General features: G+C 71.1%; 12 protein-coding genes. 2 read left to right on the top strand and 10 right to left on the bottom strand.

Annotated elements, in window-relative coordinates; translation table 11 throughout:
• Positions 1-184 precede the first annotated feature (184 nt).
• The 3 genes from BM314_RS09395 to BM314_RS09385 all read right to left on the bottom strand — a co-directional run bounded on the left by BM314_RS09395 (position 185) and on the right by BM314_RS09385 (position 5,949).
• The gene (locus BM314_RS09395; RefSeq protein WP_091977949.1) at positions 185-1,513 is read right to left on the bottom strand and encodes an HlyD family type I secretion periplasmic adaptor subunit; all 1,329 of its coding nucleotides are present in this window, start codon (positions 1,511-1,513) and stop codon (positions 185-187) included.
• Entirely contained in the window at positions 1,510-3,219 is a 1,710-nt protein-coding gene (locus tag BM314_RS09390; protein WP_244539898.1) for a type I secretion system permease/ATPase, read from the bottom strand. The genes BM314_RS09395 and BM314_RS09390 overlap by 4 nt, the downstream gene beginning before the upstream one ends.
• A 120-nt stretch (positions 3,220-3,339) precedes the next feature.
• Positions 3,340-5,949, bottom strand: a complete 2,610-nt coding sequence (locus tag BM314_RS09385; RefSeq protein WP_244539897.1) for a beta strand repeat-containing protein — start codon at positions 5,947-5,949, stop codon at positions 3,340-3,342.
• 483 nt (positions 5,950-6,432) lie between these two features.
• Here BM314_RS09385 and BM314_RS09380 point away from each other — a divergent pair, with 483 nt between their 5' ends.
• Positions 6,433-7,713, top strand: coding sequence for a family 16 glycosylhydrolase (locus BM314_RS09380; protein WP_091977946.1), 1,281 nt, complete (start codon positions 6,433-6,435; stop codon positions 7,711-7,713).
• Positions 7,714-7,892: 179 nt separating this feature from the next.
• On the opposite strand, the gene BM314_RS09375 is transcribed toward BM314_RS09380, so the two are convergent.
• From BM314_RS09375 to BM314_RS09345, 7 genes are all read right to left on the bottom strand, one after another.
• Positions 7,893-8,840, bottom strand: a complete 948-nt coding sequence (locus tag BM314_RS09375; protein ID WP_091977945.1) for a hypothetical protein — start codon at positions 8,838-8,840, stop codon at positions 7,893-7,895.
• A gap of 211 nt (positions 8,841-9,051) precedes the next feature.
• Positions 9,052-12,240: an efflux RND transporter permease subunit gene (locus BM314_RS09370; protein WP_091977944.1), complete on the bottom strand. Its 3,189-nt coding sequence runs from the start codon at positions 12,238-12,240 to the stop codon at positions 9,052-9,054.
• Between the two features lie 131 nt (positions 12,241-12,371).
• Positions 12,372-13,505 (bottom strand): efflux RND transporter periplasmic adaptor subunit, encoded by a 1,134-nt coding sequence (locus tag BM314_RS09365; protein WP_091977970.1) that lies wholly within the window; start codon positions 13,503-13,505, stop codon positions 12,372-12,374.
• A 104-nt stretch (positions 13,506-13,609) separates the two neighbouring features.
• Positions 13,610-13,888, bottom strand: coding sequence for a hypothetical protein (locus BM314_RS09360; protein WP_234081793.1), 279 nt, complete (start codon positions 13,886-13,888; stop codon positions 13,610-13,612).
• Positions 13,889-14,455: 567 nt separating this feature from the next.
• Positions 14,456-14,731 (bottom strand): CsbD family protein, encoded by a 276-nt coding sequence (locus BM314_RS09355; protein WP_020091080.1) that lies wholly within the window; start codon positions 14,729-14,731, stop codon positions 14,456-14,458.
• Between the two features lie 175 nt (positions 14,732-14,906).
• Complete coding sequence (locus tag BM314_RS09350) at positions 14,907-15,422, bottom strand: hypothetical protein (RefSeq protein ID WP_091977943.1); 516 nt, start codon at positions 15,420-15,422, stop codon at positions 14,907-14,909.
• 7 nt (positions 15,423-15,429) lie between these two features.
• Positions 15,430-17,550: a M48 family metalloprotease gene (locus tag BM314_RS09345; protein WP_091977942.1), complete on the bottom strand. Its 2,121-nt coding sequence runs from the start codon at positions 17,548-17,550 to the stop codon at positions 15,430-15,432.
• Positions 17,551-18,007: 457 nt separating this feature from the next.
• Between BM314_RS09345 and BM314_RS09340 the strand changes: the two genes are divergently transcribed.
• A complete protein-coding gene (locus BM314_RS09340) occupies positions 18,008-19,102 on the top strand; it encodes a DUF4272 domain-containing protein (RefSeq protein ID WP_091977941.1) in 1,095 nt (364 codons plus the stop codon).
• Positions 19,103-19,105 lie beyond the last annotated feature (3 nt).

Below are 19,105 nucleotides of genomic sequence, written 5' to 3'. Positions count from 1 at the left end.
TGCAGCGGCTGGAAGCGGAATGGCTTCTCGCATGCGCGCCGCCCGCGAAGGCGGACGTGCGTTGCCCGTGCTTCCCCGTGCTCGCACCGGCGTTTCGCCGAGCGCGACACAGTCGGTCCTGTAGGGATCGGCTCCGCGATCTCGGCAGGTTCCGTGACCGTCCATGCGGGCGACCGGGCGGATCTCACTTCTCCCGGAACGCCCGCCGGGCTTGATCGACGAGCGGCTTGGTGAGGTAGGACAGCACCGTTCGGTCAGCCGTGCGGATGAAGGCCTCCACGGGCATGCCGGGCATCAACTTGGCCCCGTCCAGTCGCTTCATCTCCTCCTTCGTCACGCCCAGGCGAACGAGGTAGTAGAAGCTGCCGGTCCGCTTGTCCTCGCTCACATCGGCCGCGATCCGGGTCACGCGCGCGTTGAGCTCGGGTGTCGTCCGCTGGTCGAAGCTCGGGAAGCGCAACCCCGCGGCCTGACCGGTCTGCAACCGGTCGATGTCCTGCGGCGCCACACGTACCTCGGCGACGAGGGAATCCGCGGTCGGCACGATCAGCATGATCGGCTCGCCCGGGGAGATCACACCGCCGCGGGTGTGGACCGCGAGTTCGTGCACGTAGCCGGTCTGCGGCGCGCGGATCTCGATGCGCTGCAGCTGGTCGAAGGCCGTGATCCGCTGCTCGGTCAGCGTGGCCGCCTTGGCGCGGTTCTCGGCCAGCTCCTTCCCGACGTCGCTGCGGAGATTCTGCTCGAGCTGGATGATCTGCAACTCGGTCTCCGAGACCTTGCCCTTGGTCTGCGCGATGTTGGCGACGAGGACGCCGCGCTCGCCTTTCAGGCGGGACATGTCGCGCTGGAGGCTCGTGAGCCGGGTCAGCTGGATGAGGTTCTTCCGCCAGAGATCCTCGACACCCTCGTACTCCCGCCCGATGATCGCGGTCTCCTGCTCCTTCGCGGCGGCCTGCTCGGACAGGCCTTTGATCTCCTCGTTCAGCTGCCCGACCCGCTCGCGGAGCTGCGCCTTCTGGCCCTGGAGCGCGTCCTGTCGGAAGCGGAACAGCTTGCGCTCGCCGTCGACGATCCGGGCCACATCCGGTCCGGCTCCCTCGAGTTCGGGGGCGATGACGAGGCTCGCGCGGCCGTCCCGTTCGGCCTCCAGCCGGGCGTTGCGCGCCGCGATCTCCCACAGGCTCTTGGTGACGCTGTCGTAGGTGGCCTTGGCGGTGGTCGCGTCCAGGCGGACCAGCAGGTCGCCCGCCTGGACGCGCGCGCCCTCCTGAACCGGCAGTTCGGCGACGACGCCGCCGGTCGGATGCTGGACCTTCTTGATGTTGCTCTCGACCACCAGCGAGCCCGTGGCGATGATGGCGCCGGACAATTCCGTCGCCGCCGTCCAGGCCCCCGCGCCCGTGGCGACCACGATCACGGCGGCGACGCCGGCGACGTGCCGCCGCAAGGAGCGGCGCGTCTCGTATGTCGGATCCGTAGCCGGCCCGTCGGGCGTGCGATCCGTCGTCATGCGACCCTCGTGGGCGTCTGCCGCGTCAGGGCGTTCAGCTTCGACAGAACTTCGTCGCGCGGGCCGTGCAGCTGCACGCGCCCGTCCCCGAGGACCAGGATGCGATCGACCGCCGCCAGCGCGCTCGGCCGGTGCGCGATCACCACGACGATGCCGCCGCGGGCGCGCACGCCCTGCACGGCGGCGGACAGGGCGCGATCGCCGTCGACGTCGAGATTCGAGTTCGGCTCGTCGAGGACCACGAGGAACGGATCGCCGTACAGCGCCCGCGCGAGCGCGATCCGCTGCCGCTGACCCCCGGAGAGGCCCAGGCCGCCGGTACCGACGCGGGCGTCGTAGCCGCCCGGCAGCCGGAGCACGACCTCGTGCACGCCGGCGGCCCGGGCAGCCGCCAGCAGGGCCTCGGGGTTGGGCTCGGGATCGAAGCGCGTGATGTTCTCGGTGATCGTGCCGTCGAACATCTCGATGTCCTGCGGCAGGTAGCCGACCGCGCGCCCGAGGGCATCGGGATCCCACTGATCGATCGCCGCGCCGTCGAGGCGGATCACGCCGCGGTTCGGGCGCGCCAGCCCGACGAGGGCACGGGCGAAGGTGGACTTGCCGGAGCCGCTGGCCCCGATCACCCCGAGGGCGCTTCCGGGCGCGAGGGCGACGTTGACGTCGTGGAGCACCAGGGTGTCGGTCCCGGGCGCCGCGATCGACAGGGCCGTCACGCGCACGCTCTCCCGCGGCGCCGGGAGCGGCGTGAGGGCGGCGGGATCCCGCCGGGGCAGAAACGCGACGAGGCGGCCCCAGGCCTGCCGGGCGCCCGAGAACGACTTCCAGTTGGCGATCGCCAGGTCGACCGGCGCGAGGGCGCGCGCGGACAGGATCGTGGCGGCCAGCATCACGCCGGCCGTCGCCTCCTCGCGCACCACGAGGAAGGCGCCCAGGCCGAGGATGCCGGATTGCAGCACCGTGCGCAGCAGGCGCGCCGTCGTGCCGAAGCCGATGGCCAGATCGTTCCCGTACGCCGCGACGTCGAGGTTCCGCCGGGCCCGGACCTGCCAGAGCTCCGCGATGCGGGACCGCATCCCGAGCGCCGAGAGCAGCGGTGCCGTCCGGTGCGCCATGTCGGTGAAGGACCGGCGCTCACCGGCCGTTCGGACGGCCTCCTGGGTGGACGCGGACGAGGCCCAGTCCGTGAGGATCGTCAGCACGCACAGGAACAGGGCACCCCCGGCCACCGCCGCGCCGAGCCAGGGATGGAACAGGAAGCAGACCGCGACGTAGAGCGGCACCCAGGGCAGGTCGAAGAAGGCGCTGACCGCCATGCTCGACACGAAGCCGCGGACGGTGTCGAGATCGCGCAGGGCCTGCGGCCCGTCCTCGCTGCGCGGCATCTCGGCGCCGCGGACCAGCAGGGTCCGGAAGATCCGCGGACCGAGGCGCTCGTCGACGAGGCGCGCGAAGCGCGCCAGGATCCGGGCACGGAAGATCTCGAAGACGCTCTGGATCACGAGCAGCATCAGCGTGATGCCGGCGAGACCAACGAGCGTCGCGATGCTCCGGCTCGGCAGCACCCGGTCGTAGACCTGCAGCATGAAGATCGGGGCCGTGAGCATCAGCAGATTGATCAGACCGCTGACGATCATCACGGTGATCAGGCACGTGCGCCCGGCCCTGACGGCGGACCAGAACTCGCGCCGCTTCGCGACACGCAACACGCGTTCATCGGTCACAGGTCGATCCCTCGGCTTGGCACGTCAGCGGAGCGGTTCGGGCCGAAGCGAGTCGGGCCCCGGCGTCGCGGAAGCCCCCGCCGCGTCGGCGGCGGGGGCCGCGTTTCACAGGCCGAGCAGGTGCAGGCCGCTCGTGGCCGTGTGGGGAGTCGGGTCCGTGTGCTGGACCTCGGTGTGGCCGCCGAGATCGATCGTGGCGACGCCGAGATCGACGCTCACGCCCTGGGCGGCGCCCGCCTCGGCCGGCGCGGCGGAGGTTCCCGACACCGCGTCCACGAGGTGGCCAACGAGGGAGTCGGCACCGCCGCCCGACTGCGGCAGGTGGATGCTGTCGCCGCTGAGCAGGTTCGCCGTGGCCAGACTCGGCTGATCGGCGCTCACCGCGACCGCGCTCACGTCGACGGTGTGGGCCGGATCGGCGGCGGGCGTGAGCACGGCGACGTCCGCCACCGGCGTCGAGGTCGTCGGGCCCGCCGACACGTCGATCAACGGGTGGGTCTCGGCTCCCGGCTCGCCCGACGTGCCGCCGGTGAGCGTGCCGAGCAGGTTGCCGACGGCGCTGCCCGCCCCACCGGTCTCGCCCCCGCCCAGGACCGTGGTCACGGTCGCGACGACGCCGTCGACCGGGGAGCCCGCCTGATGGCCGTCACCGCCGGCCGCGGGAAGGATCCCCGCCACCGAGCCCACGACGCCGCCGGCCGCCTCCGTCACGGACCCGAGATCGCTCGCGACCTGCGCCACCGCGGGGCCTCCGTCGCCGTTCAGGACCGCCCCCGGCAAGTTGACGACATCGGTCACGAGGTTGCTCGACCCGCCGAGCTCCCCCAGGCCGATTGTGGTTCCGAGATTGATCACGGCGTGGAGCGGGTCGTTCAGGACCGGCACATCGTGGCCGACCTGTTCCAGGGCCGCATGGACGCCGTCGATCAGCGTATTGGCGACGTCTCCGACCGGCTGCAGCGGCGCGTGCGTCCCGAGCAGTGCGCCGGCCGCGCTGGTGCCCGGGCCTCCGTCCAGGCCGCCCAGGAGACCGTCGAGGGCTCCGGCACCCTGGTCCCCCGTCAAGCCGCCGAGGGCGGAGGTGACCGGTGCCAGGAGACCGTCGCCCGGCAGGCCGGATCCGAGACCGCCGCCGGCCGAGTCGGGGAGGCCGGTCGCCGAGCCGACGACGCCGCCCAGCGCGCCCGCCACGTGCCCGAGGTCGTCGACGACCTGCGCCACGCCTCCGGGCGCGTTCCCGGTCAGGATCGCGCCGGGCAGGTTGATGGTGTCGGTGAGCAGGTTGTGGCTGTCGCCGAGTTCCCCCAGTCCGACCGTGTTGCCCAGCGCGATCACCGCGTGGAGCGGGTCGTTGAGGAGCGGCACGTCGTGTCCGACCTGCTCCAGCGCCCCGTGGACGGTGTCGATCAGCGTGTTGGCGACAGCGCCCACCGGCTTCAGCGGCGCGTTCGGCCCGAGCAGGGCGCCGGTTCCGTCCGGAGCGCCGCCGGTCACGGTGCCGAGCAGGCCATCCACCGCGGCGGTGACGGGGGTGAGGAGACTGCCCGCGCCCGGCGCGCCCGCTCCCCCCAGGTCGCCGACGATGCCGGTGACGCCGCCGAGCAGTCCGCCGGCCGCACCGGCCACCGCGCCGACATCGCCGAGGATCGGGGACAATGCGCCGAGCCCCTGGCCGCCCAGCAGGGCACCGGGCAGGGCCGCGCCGTCGGTCAGCAGGTTTCCGCCCTCGCCCAGATGGCCGAGTCCGAGGGTCTCGCCGAGATTGGTCAGGCCGTGGACAGCGCCGTTCAGCAGCGGGACCTCGTGCCCGAGATTCTCGAGGGTCATGTGGACGTCGAGGACGGCGGTGTTCGCGAGATTCGCGACCGGGGCGAGAAGGCCGCCCGACGCGAGCAGCCCGCCGGCCGTCGCGGCCCCGGTGACGGAGGTGATCAGCGTGTCGGTCGCTTCGAGGATGGAACCGAGATCCGCGAGGACCGGCGTGGCCGAGCCGAGGCCGCCGCCAGTGAGGAGCGATCCCGGCACGGCGAGCGTGTCGGTCAGGAGGTTGCCCGCCTCGCCGATGCGACCGAGGCCGACCGTCTCGCCGAGGCCGGTGAGGGCGTGGATCGGCGCGTTGAGCACGGGGACCTGATGGCCGACATCCTCCAGCGTCGTGTGCAGGTCGAGGACGGCTTGGTTGAGAATCCCCACCGCCGGCGCGAGCGTGCCGCCGGAGCCGACAAGGCCGTTGCCGGCCACGGGCAGGGCCGTGACAGTATTCAGCAAGGTTCCGGCAGCCTCGGCGACCTGCCCGGCATCGTTCAACACCGGGACGACGCTGCCGGCATCGGTCGGGTTGGCGACGGCGCCCGTCAGGTCCGTGATCAGGTTGCCGGCCTCGCCGATATGACCGAGCCCGACCGTCTCGCCGAGATTGGTCAGACCGTGGAGCGGGCCGTTCAGCGCCGCGACCTGATGACCCGCGTTCTCGAGCTGCGCATGGGTGTCGAGGACGATCTGGTTCGCGGTATCGGCCAGCGCGCCGGGAAGCAGTGATCCGCCCTCGTCCGCCGCACCGACGTCGACGGCACTCTCGATGAGCGAGGTAATCGGACCGAGACTCGTCAATTGGCCGGTCGACAGTGCGGTGGAAGACAGTAGCGCGCTGGACCCGACCAGCCACTCGAGCGAGCGTGACGACGTGTTGAGCGCGGCGAGAGGGGACGACGACATGGGCACCTCCGGTTTTGATGCGTAACCGGCAGTACAATTATGGGTTGCAGACCCGAGCGTCGGTAAAGAATACCGAGCCTGCGGCCTGCCGTTGCTGCGTGCGGCCGGTCACGACACCGCCGAGGGAGGAGGTCCAACCGCGTCGCTCTTCGGTCGCGGACAGCAATATGCGTCGCCGAAATGACGTGCTCGACTATAATTTGTATTAGTATTGCGTATATAAAATCAGCCAGAATGGCAATGTTCGTTGTAATCCTAAAATCTCGGAGGATGACGGGAATATATTTCCAAATATTCGCTGCCGATCGGCTCCTCCGTATCGATCTGCTCGGATCGACGGCGGCATCGCGCGCTTCGTGCCATCGACCAGACGGTGCCCGGCAATCATCGTCGGAACCCAGGCGACCTGTTTTCCGATGCAGCTTATGATTGTATCGTGCGGCGCGGCCACTTCAGCGCGTGGCACGAATGGGCAGGTGATCCGTGGCCATTGATCCGAGGAATCTCGCCCAGACGGCGACACTCACCTACAGCCAGGACTTCGACACGCTGCCGCTCTGGGACGGCACTTCGGGTCTCGACACGTCCGGCGGCCCGCAGTGGAGCATCCACGTCACGTCGACCGGGACGCGGCCCTTCAATCAGGAGCAGCAATGGTATGTCCGCGCCGATCAACCCGACGGCAGCCCGCTCCCGAACCCGTTCCGCGTCCACGACGGCATCCTCACCATCACCGCCGCGCCGTCGGATCTGTCTCTGCTCCAGGACCTGGGGGATCAGCCCTACACGTCGGGAATGATCAATACCTTCCACAGTTTCAGCCAGACCTACGGCTATTTCGAGATGCGGGCCGAACTGCCCGCCGGTCAGGGCTTCTGGCCGGCGTTCTGGCTGCTCCCGGCGGACGGTTCCTGGCCGCCCGAGATCGACGTGATGGAGATGCTCGGGCACGATCCCGGCACGCTCTACACCACGGTGCACAGTTTGGCGCCCGGCCAGACACCCGGCAACCACACGATGAGCCAGGGGATCTCCGCAGTCGCCGACATGAGCGGCGGCTACCACACCTACGGCGTTGACTGGCAACCGGACACGCTGACCTTCTACTTCGACAGACAGGAGATCTATCGTACGCCGACGCCGGCCGGTCTGGACAAGCCCATGTACATGATAGTGAATCTCGCCGTCGGCGGCTCTTGGCCGGGTGACGCCGACGCGTCGGCGCCATTTCCCGCGCAGATGAATATTGACTACATGCGGGCTTATCAGGCCAGTCCGGGCGCCGCGGCGCTTGAGCCGGTTTTTCACTTCTACGACGCCGCCTCCGGACGGCATTTCTACACGGCAAGCGCCGCAGAACGCGCGCAACTTGAGAGCACCCCGTCGGGCTACGCCTATCAGGGCGTCGGCTGGGCCGCGCCAGTGTCGTCGTCTGCCACGGCTGACGTCTTTCGATTCACCAACCCGACGACCGGCGACCACTTCTACACGACCAGCACCGCGGAGCGCGACGGGCTTCTCTCGGACGGTTCCGGCTACAACTATGACGGTGTTGCGTTCGACGCCTACGCGAGCTCGACCGCCGCGGGATCGCATGCGTTGACCGTCGAGCGGTTCGTCAACACCGAGAGCGGACGGCACTACTACGCTTCCAGCGCCGATGAGATCAGCTACATCGAGCAAGGTCACGCCGGAAGCGGCTGGATTGATGAGGGTCATGCCTTCACGTTGCATGCTCCGACTGCGAACATGTTCGGCATGTAACGGTCTTTCCGGAAGACCTGCTCCGAGGCAGCCAGTCCCACTTCTCGTCTCGACCGGGCCGCTTCCCGCCCGTCGGCACGGGCGGTTCGGTCCCTCGACTGCTCCACCAGGGTCGCGTTCTCGGCGCCTGTCCGCCCACCCTGAGGCTCGCAGGCCGCGGTGCGGCGACAGGGCCGCGATCAGAAGCTGTACCCGACGCGCAACCGCATCTGATGGCGGTCGAAGCTCGACAGGTCGAGCGGGCCGGGCTCGCCCGTCGCCTGCCCGGCGACCTGGAAGCTCCAGGTGAACGAGGCCCAGGCCTGGGGTGACAGGGTCATGTAGGCGGTCGGTCCGAGATACACGGCCTCGCCCGCGAACCGGTCGAGCGCCAAGCCGTCGTAGGTCCGGGCATAGCGTGCCTCGCCGCCGAGGAAGAGGCCGGGCCGGACGCAGTAGGCCAGCGCCCCCGCCACCTCGATCCCCGATCCGCGCACGGGCGCGTCCATCACGGTCAGCCGCGTCGTCGAGAGCGCGAAGCCGACATTGACGGCGGCGATCAGCTTGCCGGGGATGATCTCGCGATCCGCCAGCAGGCCGATCTCGGTGGCGAAGCTGCGCGCCGGCACGCCCGTCCCGCTGTCGACGGTTCCGTAGCCCGGCACGATGTTGAGGGTCAGGCCGAAGGGGGCCGTCCGGCGATCCATCAGGCGCACCCGGGTCTCGAGGAAGCCGCCGTTGAAGCCGCCCGTGGTCCGGGCCGGGGTGCCCGGCGCGCCGATGTCGTAGGCGTTGAAGGTGACGCCCGGGGCCAGGCGGAAATCGTTGGTCAGCGGCACCTTCAGGGCCAGGGAACTGTCCACGGTCAGGAAGCGGGCGACGCGCCGGCCGAGTCGCCCGCTCGTCTCCCATTCCAGCTCCGCCTCCCCGGGAACGCCGAGGTCGCTCCCCTCGGTGAAGCCGAACAGATGCTCGCTGTCGAGGTCGCCCGGCGTCAGGTTCTCGGCGGCGGTGGGCAGGGACTGGGCCAGTGCCGGCCCGAGCGCTGCGGCCACCCAGAGCGCCGCGGCCAACCCGAGCGCCGCGGCGAGGCCGCACAGGACCGATCCTGGAGCCGAGAGGCGACGCGGAGCGCCGGTGTGCGTCATAGCCCTGACCCATCATTATAGCTAATGCTATATCTAATAGGGTGGGCGATGTAAGGCCGTCAACGGTCGAGCATGCCGGACGCGTGGTCTCCGGAAGTCCGGTCGCAGATCCGGCGCCGCGCGTCGGAGGGAACGGCGTCGCGCGGTGACGGCGGCGCGGGGCGTGAACCGCTGGGCGCGGAGCGGAACCGCGCCGCGTCCGCGCTCCGGCTCACGCCGGTCCGGTCTCGGGGGTTGTCCCGGCCGGGGGCGGGGACGCGACGGGCCCGGGCTGCCCCCGGCGCGCGCGGCGCTCCTCGATCCGCTGCAGGATCACGTAGAAGGACGGCACGAACAGGACCGCCAGGCAGGTCGAGGCGAGCATGCCGCTGAACACCGTGATGCCGATCGACTTGCGCGCCGCGGCGCCGGCCCCGGAGGCGGTGACGAGGGGCAGCACGCCGAGGATGAAGGCGAACGAGGTCATCAGGATCGGGCGGAAGCGCAGCCGCGCCGCCTCCACGGCGGCGGCCGCGATGTCGAGTCCGGCCTGCCGCTTCTCGCGGGCGACCTCGACGATCAGGATGGCGTTCTTGCTCGCCAGCGCGATCAGCAGGATCAGGCCGATCTGCGTGTAGAGGTTGTTGGCGACGCCGAGCAGCAGCAGCGCCCCGACCGTGCCCAGCAGCGCCAGCGGCACGCCGAGCAGGACCGCCAGCGGCAGGATCCAGCTCTCGTACTGGCCGGCCAGGACCAAGTAGACGAGGAGGATGGCGAGGGCGAACACGAGGTAGATCTGCGCGCCGACCGCCTTCTCCTGGTACGACATCGCCGTCCAGTCGTAGCCCGTGCCCGGCGGCAGCACCTTGGCGGCGATCTGCTGCATCAGGTCCAGCGCCTGCCCGGAGCTGAAGCCCGGCGCCGCCCCGCCCACGATCGTCGCCGTCGGGTAGAGGTTGTACAGGCTGATCAGGGACGGCCCCTGCACCGTCTTGATCTCCACGACGGTGCCGAGGGGCACCATCACGCCGTTGCCGGCGCGCACCTTCAGGTTCTCGACGTCCTCGGGGCGGAGCCGGTAATCGGGTGCGGCCTGCACGTAGACCTGGAAGGTCCGGCCGAACTTGTTGAACTGCGTGACGTAGGACGACCCGACGTAGCTCGACAGCGTCGAGAAGACCTGCCCGACCGTCACGCCGAGGGCCTCGGCCTTGACCCGGTCCACCGCGATCGCGATCTGCGGCACGCCGGCCCGGAACGAGGTGTTGAGCTTCCGCAGCCCGGATTGCGAGTTCCCGTCGGCGACGACCGTCCGGGCGAGGCTCTCCAGCAGGGGGTAGTCGAAGTCGCCGTTGCGCAGCTCGATCTGCATGGTGAAGCCGCTGGCGTTGCCGATGCCCTGGATCGGCGGCGGGATCAGCACGAAGGTGTCGGCGTCCTCGACGCCCGCCAGCACCGTGTTGAAGCGCTCGTAGAGGCTGCGCAGATCCTGGCCCTTCTCCTTGGCCCGGACATCCCAGTTCTTGAGAACCACGTAGGCGACGCCGGCATTGGGCAGGCTGGCGCTGGAATCGAGGACCGAGATCCCGCTGATCGAGAGGACGTTGTCGACGCCCGGCGTCGCCTTCGCCTGGGCGCTGATCCGCTGCATCACCGCGTCGGTGCGCTCCTTCGAGGCCCCGTCCGGCAGCTGTGCGCCGATCAGGACGTAGCCCTGATCCTCGGTGGGCAAGAAGGCGGTCGGCAGGCGGGTCAGCCCCCATCCGGCGAGCCCGATCAGCAGGAGCGCCACGGCGACCATGAGGCCGCTGCGCCGGACCATGGTGGCGATCAGCCGGGCGTACCAGCCCTCGAGGACCCCGTAGACGCGGTTGAAGCCGCGGTAGAACACGTTCCGCTGCTCCGGCGGCACCGGCTTGCGCAGCCACAGGGCGCACTGGGTCGGCTTCAGGGTGGCGGCATTGATCGCGCTGATCAGCGCGGTGGCGGCGATCACCAGGGCGAACTGCTTGTAGAGCTGCCCGGTCAGGCCGGGCAGGAACGCGGCGGGCACGAACACCGACATGAGCACCAGGGTGATGCCGATGATCGGGCCGAACAGCTCCTCCATCGCCTTCTCGGCCGCCGCCCGGGGCGAGAGGCCCTCGTCGATGTGGTGGGAGACCCCCTCGACGATCACGATGGCGTCGTCCACCACGATGCCGATGGCCAGCACGATCGCGAACAGCGTCGAGAGGTTCACGCTGAAGCCCATCGCCGCCATGGCGGCGAAGGCGCCGATGATCGTCACCGGCACCGTCGTCGCCGGCACCAGCATGGCGCGCCAGTCCTGGACGAAGACCAGGATGACGATCAGGACCAGGACGGCCGCCTCGAACAGCGTCATGTAGACCTCGTGGATCGAGGCCTGCACGAACTCCGTCGTGTCGAACGGGATGGCGTAGACGAGGCCCGACGGGAAGGTCTTCGCGAGTTCGGCCATCCGGGTGCGGACCGCGTTCGCCACCGTCAGCGCGTTCGCCTCGGGCAGCTGGTAGATGCCGATGCCGGCGGCGGGCTGCCCGTTCAGCGTGAACGACTGGCTGTAGGTCTGCGCGCCGAGCTCGACGCGGCCGACGTCGCGCAGGCGGGTGATGCGGCCGCCGTCCTGCGCGTCCGCCTTGACGACGATGTTCTCGAAGTCCGGGGCGTTGTTGAGCCGCCCGTTGACGTTGAGCGTGTACTGGAAGTCCTGGCCTGCCGGGACCGGCGGCATCCCCACGGCGCCCGCGGTGACCTCCTGGCTCTGCTGCTGCACGATGTTGATGATGGCGTCGGGGGTGAGGCCCCGGGCCTGCACCAGATCGGGATCCAGCCAGATCCGCATCGCGTACTGGCCGGCGCCGAAGACCGTGACGTTGCCGACGCCGGGCAGCCGGGCCAGCTCGTTCTGCACGTTGATGACGCCGTAATTCGACAGGAACAGGCTGTCGAATTTCCCGTCGCTGGCCGACAGCGTGACGAATTGCAGGACCGCGGTGGACTTCTTCTGGGTCGTGACGCCCTGGACCTGGACCGCCTGCGGCAGCGACGACATCGCGATCGCGACCCGGTTCTGCACCAGCACCTGGGCCTGATCGCCGTCCGTCCCGATCGCGAAGGTGACCGTGAGGGTGTAGGTGCCGTCGCTCGCGCTGGTCGACTGCATGTAGAGCATGCCCTCGACGCCGTTGACCTGCTGCTCGATCGGGAGCGCCACCGTGTCGACCACCGTGCGGGCGCTCGCACCCGGGTAGCGGGTGGTGACCTGGACCGTCGGCGGCACGACGTTGGGATACTGCGACACCGGCAGGTTGAAGAGCGACACCGCGCCGATCAGCACCATGACCAGGGCCAGCACGTTGGCCAGGACCGGCCGCTCGATGAAGAAGCGCGAGATCATGCCGTTGGCCCTCGGTGCCGGCGTCTCAGGGGCGGCCCGCCGCCAGGGCGGGACGCGGGGTGGCGGAGATCACTGTCCGATCGTCGGGCGTGTCGGCGTCGTCGGCAGCGCCGGGACTTCCGGACGACGGCTCACCGCGGGAGTGGCGCCGGGTCGGGCAAGGCTTCGGCCACCGCCACCTTCTGGGGCGCGACCTTCGCCCCGGGGATTGCCCGCTGGATGCCGTCCGTGACGACCCAGTCGCCGGGTGCGAGCCCGGTCTCGATCACCCGGTAGCGCCCGTCCCGGGGCCCGAGCGTCACCACCCGCTGCGAGACCGTGTCGTCGGCGCCGACCGTGAGCACGTAGCTGCCCTGCTGGTTCGTCCCGATGGCGTCGACGCGCACCAGCAGGGCCTTGTCCTGACGCCCGACCGGCACCCGGACCCGCACGAACAGGCCTGGGAGGAGCGCGTGGTCGCCGTTCTCGATGAGCGCCCGGGCCATCAGCGTGCCGGTGGATGGGTCAACCTGCGGCGCGAGGTAGTCGAGCTTGCCGGTATGCGGATAGCCGGTCTCGGTCTGCAGCCCGATCTCCACCGGGATCTTGGACAGGTCGCCCAGCGTCCGATGCGTCGCGAGCAGATGCTCCTTGACCAGCAGCACCTGCTGCTCGCTGATGTTGAAGTAGACGTAGAGCGGATCGATGCGCACGAGCTGCGCCAGCTTGGTCGGTCCGCTGATGCCGACGAGCGCCCCGACATCCGCGAGGTGGTTGGTGACCACGCCGTCGAATGGCGCGGAGACCTGCGTGTAGCCGAGATTGATGGCGGCGATGTCGAGGTTGGCCTGCGCCTCCATGACGGCGGCGCTGGCTTGGTCCTGCTTGGTCTTCGCGTCCTCGACGCGCGCCTGCGAGGCGAATTCCTGCCGGCCCAGCGTGGACTGGCGCTGATACTCGGACTGGGCATTCGCCAGGGCGGCCTGCTGCGCCGCCAGGGCGCCCTGCGCCTGCTTGAGCTGCGCCTCGTAGGTGTTGCGCTGGATGGAGAAGAGCGGCGTGCCCTTCTTCACGACGGCGCCGTCCTTGTAGGTGATCGCCTCTAGGAAGCCCTGGACCCGTGCCTCGAGCTCGACGGCCGCGAACGCCTTGGTGTTGCCGGTGAGTTCGAAGTAGCGCGTGACCGTGCGCACGAGCGGTTGCGCGACCGAGACCGTCGGCGGCGGTGGGGAAACGTACTGGTTCGCATCGCGGCAACCGGCGGCGAGTCCCGCGATGGCCGCCAGGGCGAGGAGACGGAGGGATCCGGGAAGCTGCAGCACGATCGGCACGGTCGACCCTCAGCCTGAGAGCGTTACGGGACGGTCTTCGGTCTCGGTCCTGACGCGCACTACTGATCGTCCTCAGCCTTGGCTTCCCGGGCGAGGGTCAGGCACTCCAGCAGATCGACGTAGCTGGGCAGGCCGTCGAGCTGGGCCTCCGCCGCGCAGCGCGTCCGGTCGACCGCCGGGAAGCTGGACCACTTCTTCGCCACCTCGGCACGGGCCGACCCCTCGTCCTGGAGGCAGAGCTTCTGCCGAACGGGATCGAGGGTCATCGCCGTCGTCGCCGCCCGACAGCTGCCGTGAACGTCGAAGACCGGCATCTTGTCCGAGACCGGCGTCGTCAACGCCAGCTCCAACAGCAAGGCGGGGACAGCAAACATCATGATCGGCACACCCGCGCGTCGCGTCGACCGGACGGTCCGGTCGATCCTTGTTCTGGCGGCCCCGCACGGTTGCCGTGCCCTGCAGCAATACAGGTTCGATATTAAAGACCGGCCCGATTCGGTCGCCTATCCTGTATCGATAGCATATGTCGCGGTTAAGTTGTTGCAACAAAAATCGTTATCAACCACGGCGCACTACCTAAAGCGGTGGCGTCCGGCAGAGCGGCCGTATGATTGCTGTGATGTCTGCCAAGTGAGTAAGATAGAATGAAAATTTGGAACGTTTGTTAAAATAATGAGAGCTTTCCCGCGTAATAGGTCGATTGAGCGAGTACGCAGGGCAACTGTACGATCGCTCGGGCCGCGGGCGCCGGCGCCAGTCTGGCGCTATCCGTCGCGCCCGGCGCGGCCAGTGGCTCCGGCTCCGGGACAGGCCGAGGCGCTGATGGTGTCCGTCATGCCGACCGGCGAGACCGTTTCGATCGGTGCGGCGGGCCCCGGCCGCGCCGCGGCCGGGGCCCCACCCGCCTACTTGTCGAGGGCGTTCTCGACGGCGTCCTTGGCCTTGCCGCGCTCCTGCTGGGCCTGGCCCCGGAGCTTCTGGTCGCGCCCCTCGGCCTTCAGCGCCTCGTCGTCCGTCAGGTTGCCGACGCCGCGCTTGGCGCCGCCGACCGCCTCGTTGGCGAGGCCCTTGAGCCGGTCGACCGCGCCCGCCGTAGTCGGCGTGTCGTCGGCCAGCGCCGGGCCTGCGAGGGCGAGGCCGAGGAGCGCGCCACGAAGCGCCGTCTTGCGGGTGCTGCTCATCCGGTTCTCCCGAGAAGATCGAGGGAGCGCGGTCTGACCGACCGTCCGCGCCGGCGCAATGACGCACACGTACCGGATCGCCGGACCGGCAACCGGTACGGCACCGGTCCGCCGGTTCGGGCGTGTCCCGTGGCGCGGACGGCCCTGCGCGGCCGAGATCCCGGCGCGGGGCCGGTCAGGCGGCGGACCGGAACGCCGCGCGCCCGTTGCGGAGGATCGAGATCAGCGCACCGACGAGGCCGGCCAGGATCACCCCGTCGATCGCCAGGAGGGTGATCGCCCGGTTCCACAGCCGGTCGAGGCCGAGATCGGTGGTGACGGACTCGGGATGCGCCGGGTCGGCCATCACGCCGATCGTGTAGTCGCCCGTGTGCAGGCCGGTGAACACGTAGTTCACCCGGCGGGTCACGCTGCCCTGGGGCGTCCGCAGCGAGAGCGTCGCGTCGCAGATGTGGAAGACGAGCTTGGTGCTGCACTTGCCGTCACTCACGCGGGCGTTCGGGACGGGCCGGGCAGCCTCGCGGACCTGCCAGTCCGAGATCAGAACGGGCGCCGTGTAGATGGCGCTGGCTGCCAGGAGGCCGCCGAACAGCACGAAGCCGAACAGCACGCCCAGGATGACGGTCCAGCTCGTGCGGTCGGGCGGCAGGCGCAGGGTCTCGGCGGTCTCGGGCTTGGCGGGCGATCCCATGCGATCCTCAAGCAGGCAGGGCTTCGGGAGAGGGGGTGCCGGCGGCGACGGTCGCGCTCGCGGCGCGCTCGGCCAGGGCGCGGCGGGCTTGGAGCGCGGCCTGGTAGCGGGCGATCAGGTCGGCGAAATCCTGCGGCTTCATCCGGCGCGGCAGTCCGACCGTGAGCGTCACGATGCGGCGCTTCGGGTCGAGCTTCACGGGGTGTCGCCCCGGGGCCCGCTCCGGCCAGTCCGCGCCCGGCGGCAGCAGCAGGCGGGTGACGATGCCGCCGCGGCTCAGCGACATGTCGAGATCGGCGACGGCCTCCCAGGGGATCACCCTGTCGAGACCGGGCGCCGTCAGCCCCGCAGGGCTCAGGATCAGGGTGATCGGCTCGCCGCGCGACAGGACGAAGGCGCCCGCCGCGCCGAAGGCGGCCGCGAGGGCCAGGGCCACGGCCGACACGATCCGGGCCTCGTAGGGCGACAGCCCCGGGACGCGGAGCAGCACGAGCGCGAGCGCGGCGGCGGCGAAGAGGCCGGCGCTGGCGGCCAGCGTGAGGCCGCGGGCGCGGTGGCTGGCGCGCAGCACCCGTTCCTCGGTTCCGATCTCCGCGGCGGTCGCCTCCAGATGCGCGCGGGCGGCGGCCTCCCGCGCGCGGACCGCGCCGAGGAAGTCCCGCGTCGCGGCCCGGCACAGGCCGTCGGGGTCGGCGAAGTAGGCGGCGAGCTGGTCGCGGGCCCGGGCCGGCGGCGCGGTTCCGGCCGCGGCGAGCAAGTCGGCGTCCATCGCCAGCCCGAGGGCCGCGACGCGGTCGCGGGTCGGCGGGTGGGTGTCGGTCGGGTGCGCCTGCTCGTCCTCGAGGCGCGCCGCGGGATCCTCGAGGCCGCGCGCGATCGCGCCGTCGAACGCCGCCGCCACGAGGTCGGCGGCGGCCGTCTCCGGCGCGTCGGTCGCCGCGTCCAGGGTCTCGACGACGCGCGGGCGCGCGGCGCCGTAGCGCAGGAGCGCCCGGGCCGAGGCGTCGGGGGAGGTCACGGCGGCGCCGGCCGCGTCGGCCGCGAACTCGCGCACCCGGCTCCAGTGGCGCACGGCGAGGTGGAACTGCTCCATCACGAACAGGCCGAGGCGGATCGACGGCCCGAGCACGCCGAGCGCGCCGCGCTCGCGCTCGGCCATCGCGTCGAGGGAGCGCCCGACGCCCGCGTAGATCGGCAGGAAGCGCTGGCTGTAGGCGGTGTCGCCGCCGGCGTAGTGGGCGAGTTCGTGCCCGAGGATCGCCGCCGTCTCGTCGACGCGCAGCAGGGCGAGATAGGGCAGGGGCACGTAGAGGATCCGGCCGTCGAGCCGCGCGCCGCCGGGCTCGAGCACGGCCGGGCCGGCGCTGACGAAGAAGCCCTCGGTGAGGCCGACGACCAGGGCCTCGGGCTTCAGCGCGCCCATCCGGTCGGCGAGCGCCTCGACGAGGCGCCAGAGACCCGGCGCCTCGGCCGGCGCGATCCGCCGCCCGAGGATCGGCAGCGGCTCGGGCGCGAAGGCGACGAGGGCCCGGCGCAGGCCGATCAGGGCGCCGCACGCGGCGAGGATCGTGGCGCCGACCGCGCCGGCCGCGATCGCCAGGAGCTTCACGCCGCCGCCGCTGAGGCCGCCGTCGACGAGCAGCCCGGCCTCGAACAGGACCACCGCCACGAGGCCGGCGGTCGCCGCCACGATCTGGGCGGCGAGGGCGGGCGGAAGCAGCCGCCGCACCAGCGAGAAGCCGCGGACCAGGGCGTCGCGCGACCCGCGTCCCAGCTGCCCGAGCAGGCCGCCGACGAGCAGAACGAGCACGGAGAGCGCCGCCGCGATTCCGCCGCCCGCGACCGCGACCGCCGGCAGCCTGCGCCGCCAGTCCATCACGGCGGCGAGGGTCCCCGCGTGGTCGCGGATCTCGCGGGCCTTCACCGCGGCGTAGGGGCCGCCGTAGAGGCGGCCGTCGTGCCGGAACTGCAGGCTGAAATCGGGGCGCCCGTCACGCGGAGCCCGCGCCTCCAGATCCGCCACGACCGCGCCGAGGCGGTCGCGCTCGGCCGCGAAGGCCCGCCAGTCGTCGAGGCCGCGCTGGCCCTGCCAGAGCCCGATCAGCAGGATCGCGAGCGGCAGCAGCACGGTCGCTGCCAGGAGCCCGGCGAGGGCGCGCGGTCGCGAGCGGTCGCGCGGGGGCGCTGCTTCGGCGATGGTCGGCTCCTGATGGCGAGACGCGGGCGCGGCAAGGCGGGCGCGGCAGGATTGCGGTCGGGTCGGCGTCCCGGTATCGAGCCGGCGCAGCGAACAGTCTCGGTCCAGGAGGCTATAGATGCGGTCGAGCTACAGCTTCCGAGCGACAAAGATTGGGCGCAACCGGATCGATAACCGATTCGACGGCCGGTTTTCTAACCGGCCGAACGGCCACGTCAACCGAATGCTGCGGTCCGGCCTCCGAGGGCTCCGGGCGCGGCGCGCCTTGCCCGGCCGGTGCGCCCGCCCCACTCTGGGCGCTTCCGCGCTCGCGCCCGGCGCGACCGGGCCCGGTTTGGATGCCAGCCTCGGAGGCGCCGCTCCGCGGGAAGACCGGAAGGGAGAGACCATGAATCTGCTGAAGCGGCTGTTCGGACGCGCCGATGCGGCACCGGCGGAGGCGGCGCCGGACGAACCGCTTCTCGTCAACGCCTACGCGACCGTGCGCGACCTGCCCGCGCTCTCCTTCGACCACGCGCTGAACGGCCGGCGGGACCTGTCCGACCCCGAATTGCAGCCGCATCTCGACGGGTTCATCGGCTACGTCATGGGACGGGGCGACGGGCAGATGACCGCCCACCGCTACCATCTCTGGCGCCACCTGCAGCGCGTCCGCAACCACGTCAGCTTCGCGGTCGCCGCGTCCGACCTACCCCGCGTGGAAGCCTGGGCGCTCGCGGCGAACGCCGTCCTCTTCCTGCCCGACGGCTCCGTGCGGGCGCCCGACATGGCGCTCCTCCTGTCGGCCGCGGGCGAGACGGATCCGGCCGCGCGTCTGCCCTACCCGCCCGACGCCGTCGCGCGCCGCGCCCGGACCCTGGAGCGCCTGGAGGATCTGGACCCGAAGCCGCCCGCCGGCATGCCCCCCGCGCTCGGCGAGGCGGAACTCGCGCTGCGACCGCCGGCGGAGGTGCTCCGGCGGGCTCTGGCCCTGCTCTACATCGCGGCCTGGGGGCAGGCCTTCGGCGCCGGCACGACGCTGCGCGAGCCGGGGCAGAGGACGCTGAATCCGATCGGCTTCGCGGCCCTGTCGCCGGCCGAGCGCGCCCAGATCGAGGCGGCGGACCCGAAGGACGCCGCGGCGGCGTCCTGGCGCTACGAGGCCGCGAACACCCTGCTGTGGGCGCTCGGCGTGCGCGCGGCCCGGATCGCCGACAGCGACGCCACGGTCGACGTCGACGCGCTCTGGCGGGCGGTCGCGCCGCTCGCCCGGGACGCGGGCGCGGCCGACGCCGCGCGGCTGCGGCCGCCCGGCGAGATCCTGGAGGCGCTGGACCGCGCGTGGCGGGCGCACTGGGTCGTCCGGCAGGCGCGGCAGAAGGGGACAGCCCCCGCGGGGCTCAACGGCGACGTCGTGGCGGAGCGCCACGTCGCGCTGAACTGGCTGACCGGATTCCAGAACGACCGCGACACGCCCTGGGACGCGACCGACACGCCGACGTGACCG

The sequence above is a fragment of the Methylobacterium sp. 13MFTsu3.1M2 genome, from assembly GCF_900112625.1.
Taxonomy (GTDB): domain Bacteria; phylum Pseudomonadota; class Alphaproteobacteria; order Rhizobiales; family Beijerinckiaceae; genus Methylobacterium.
The sequence above is the reverse complement of the archived record's forward strand: the minus strand, read 5'-3'. Positions and strand labels throughout refer to the sequence as shown.

Bases quoted from the DNA above. Each gene is read 5' to 3' on its own strand.
- BM314_RS09355 (WP_020091080.1), bottom strand. From the start codon at position 14,731: ATGAGCAGCACCCGCAAGACGGCGCTTCGTGGCGCGCTCCTCGGCCTC.
- BM314_RS09340 (WP_091977941.1), top strand. From the start codon at position 18,008: ATGAATCTGCTGAAGCGGCTGTTCGGACGCGCCGATGCGGCACCGGCG.
- BM314_RS09375 (WP_091977945.1), bottom strand. From the start codon at position 8,840: ATGACGCACACCGGCGCTCCGCGTCGCCTCTCGGCTCCAGGATCGGTC.
- BM314_RS09385 (WP_244539897.1), bottom strand. From the start codon at position 5,949: ATGTCGTCGTCCCCTCTCGCCGCGCTCAACACGTCGTCACGCTCGCTC.
- BM314_RS09395 (WP_091977949.1), bottom strand. From the start codon at position 1,513: ATGACGACGGATCGCACGCCCGACGGGCCGGCTACGGATCCGACATAC.
- BM314_RS09350 (WP_091977943.1), bottom strand. From the start codon at position 15,422: ATGGGATCGCCCGCCAAGCCCGAGACCGCCGAGACCCTGCGCCTGCCG.
- BM314_RS09370 (WP_091977944.1), bottom strand. From the start codon at position 12,240: ATGATCTCGCGCTTCTTCATCGAGCGGCCGGTCCTGGCCAACGTGCTG.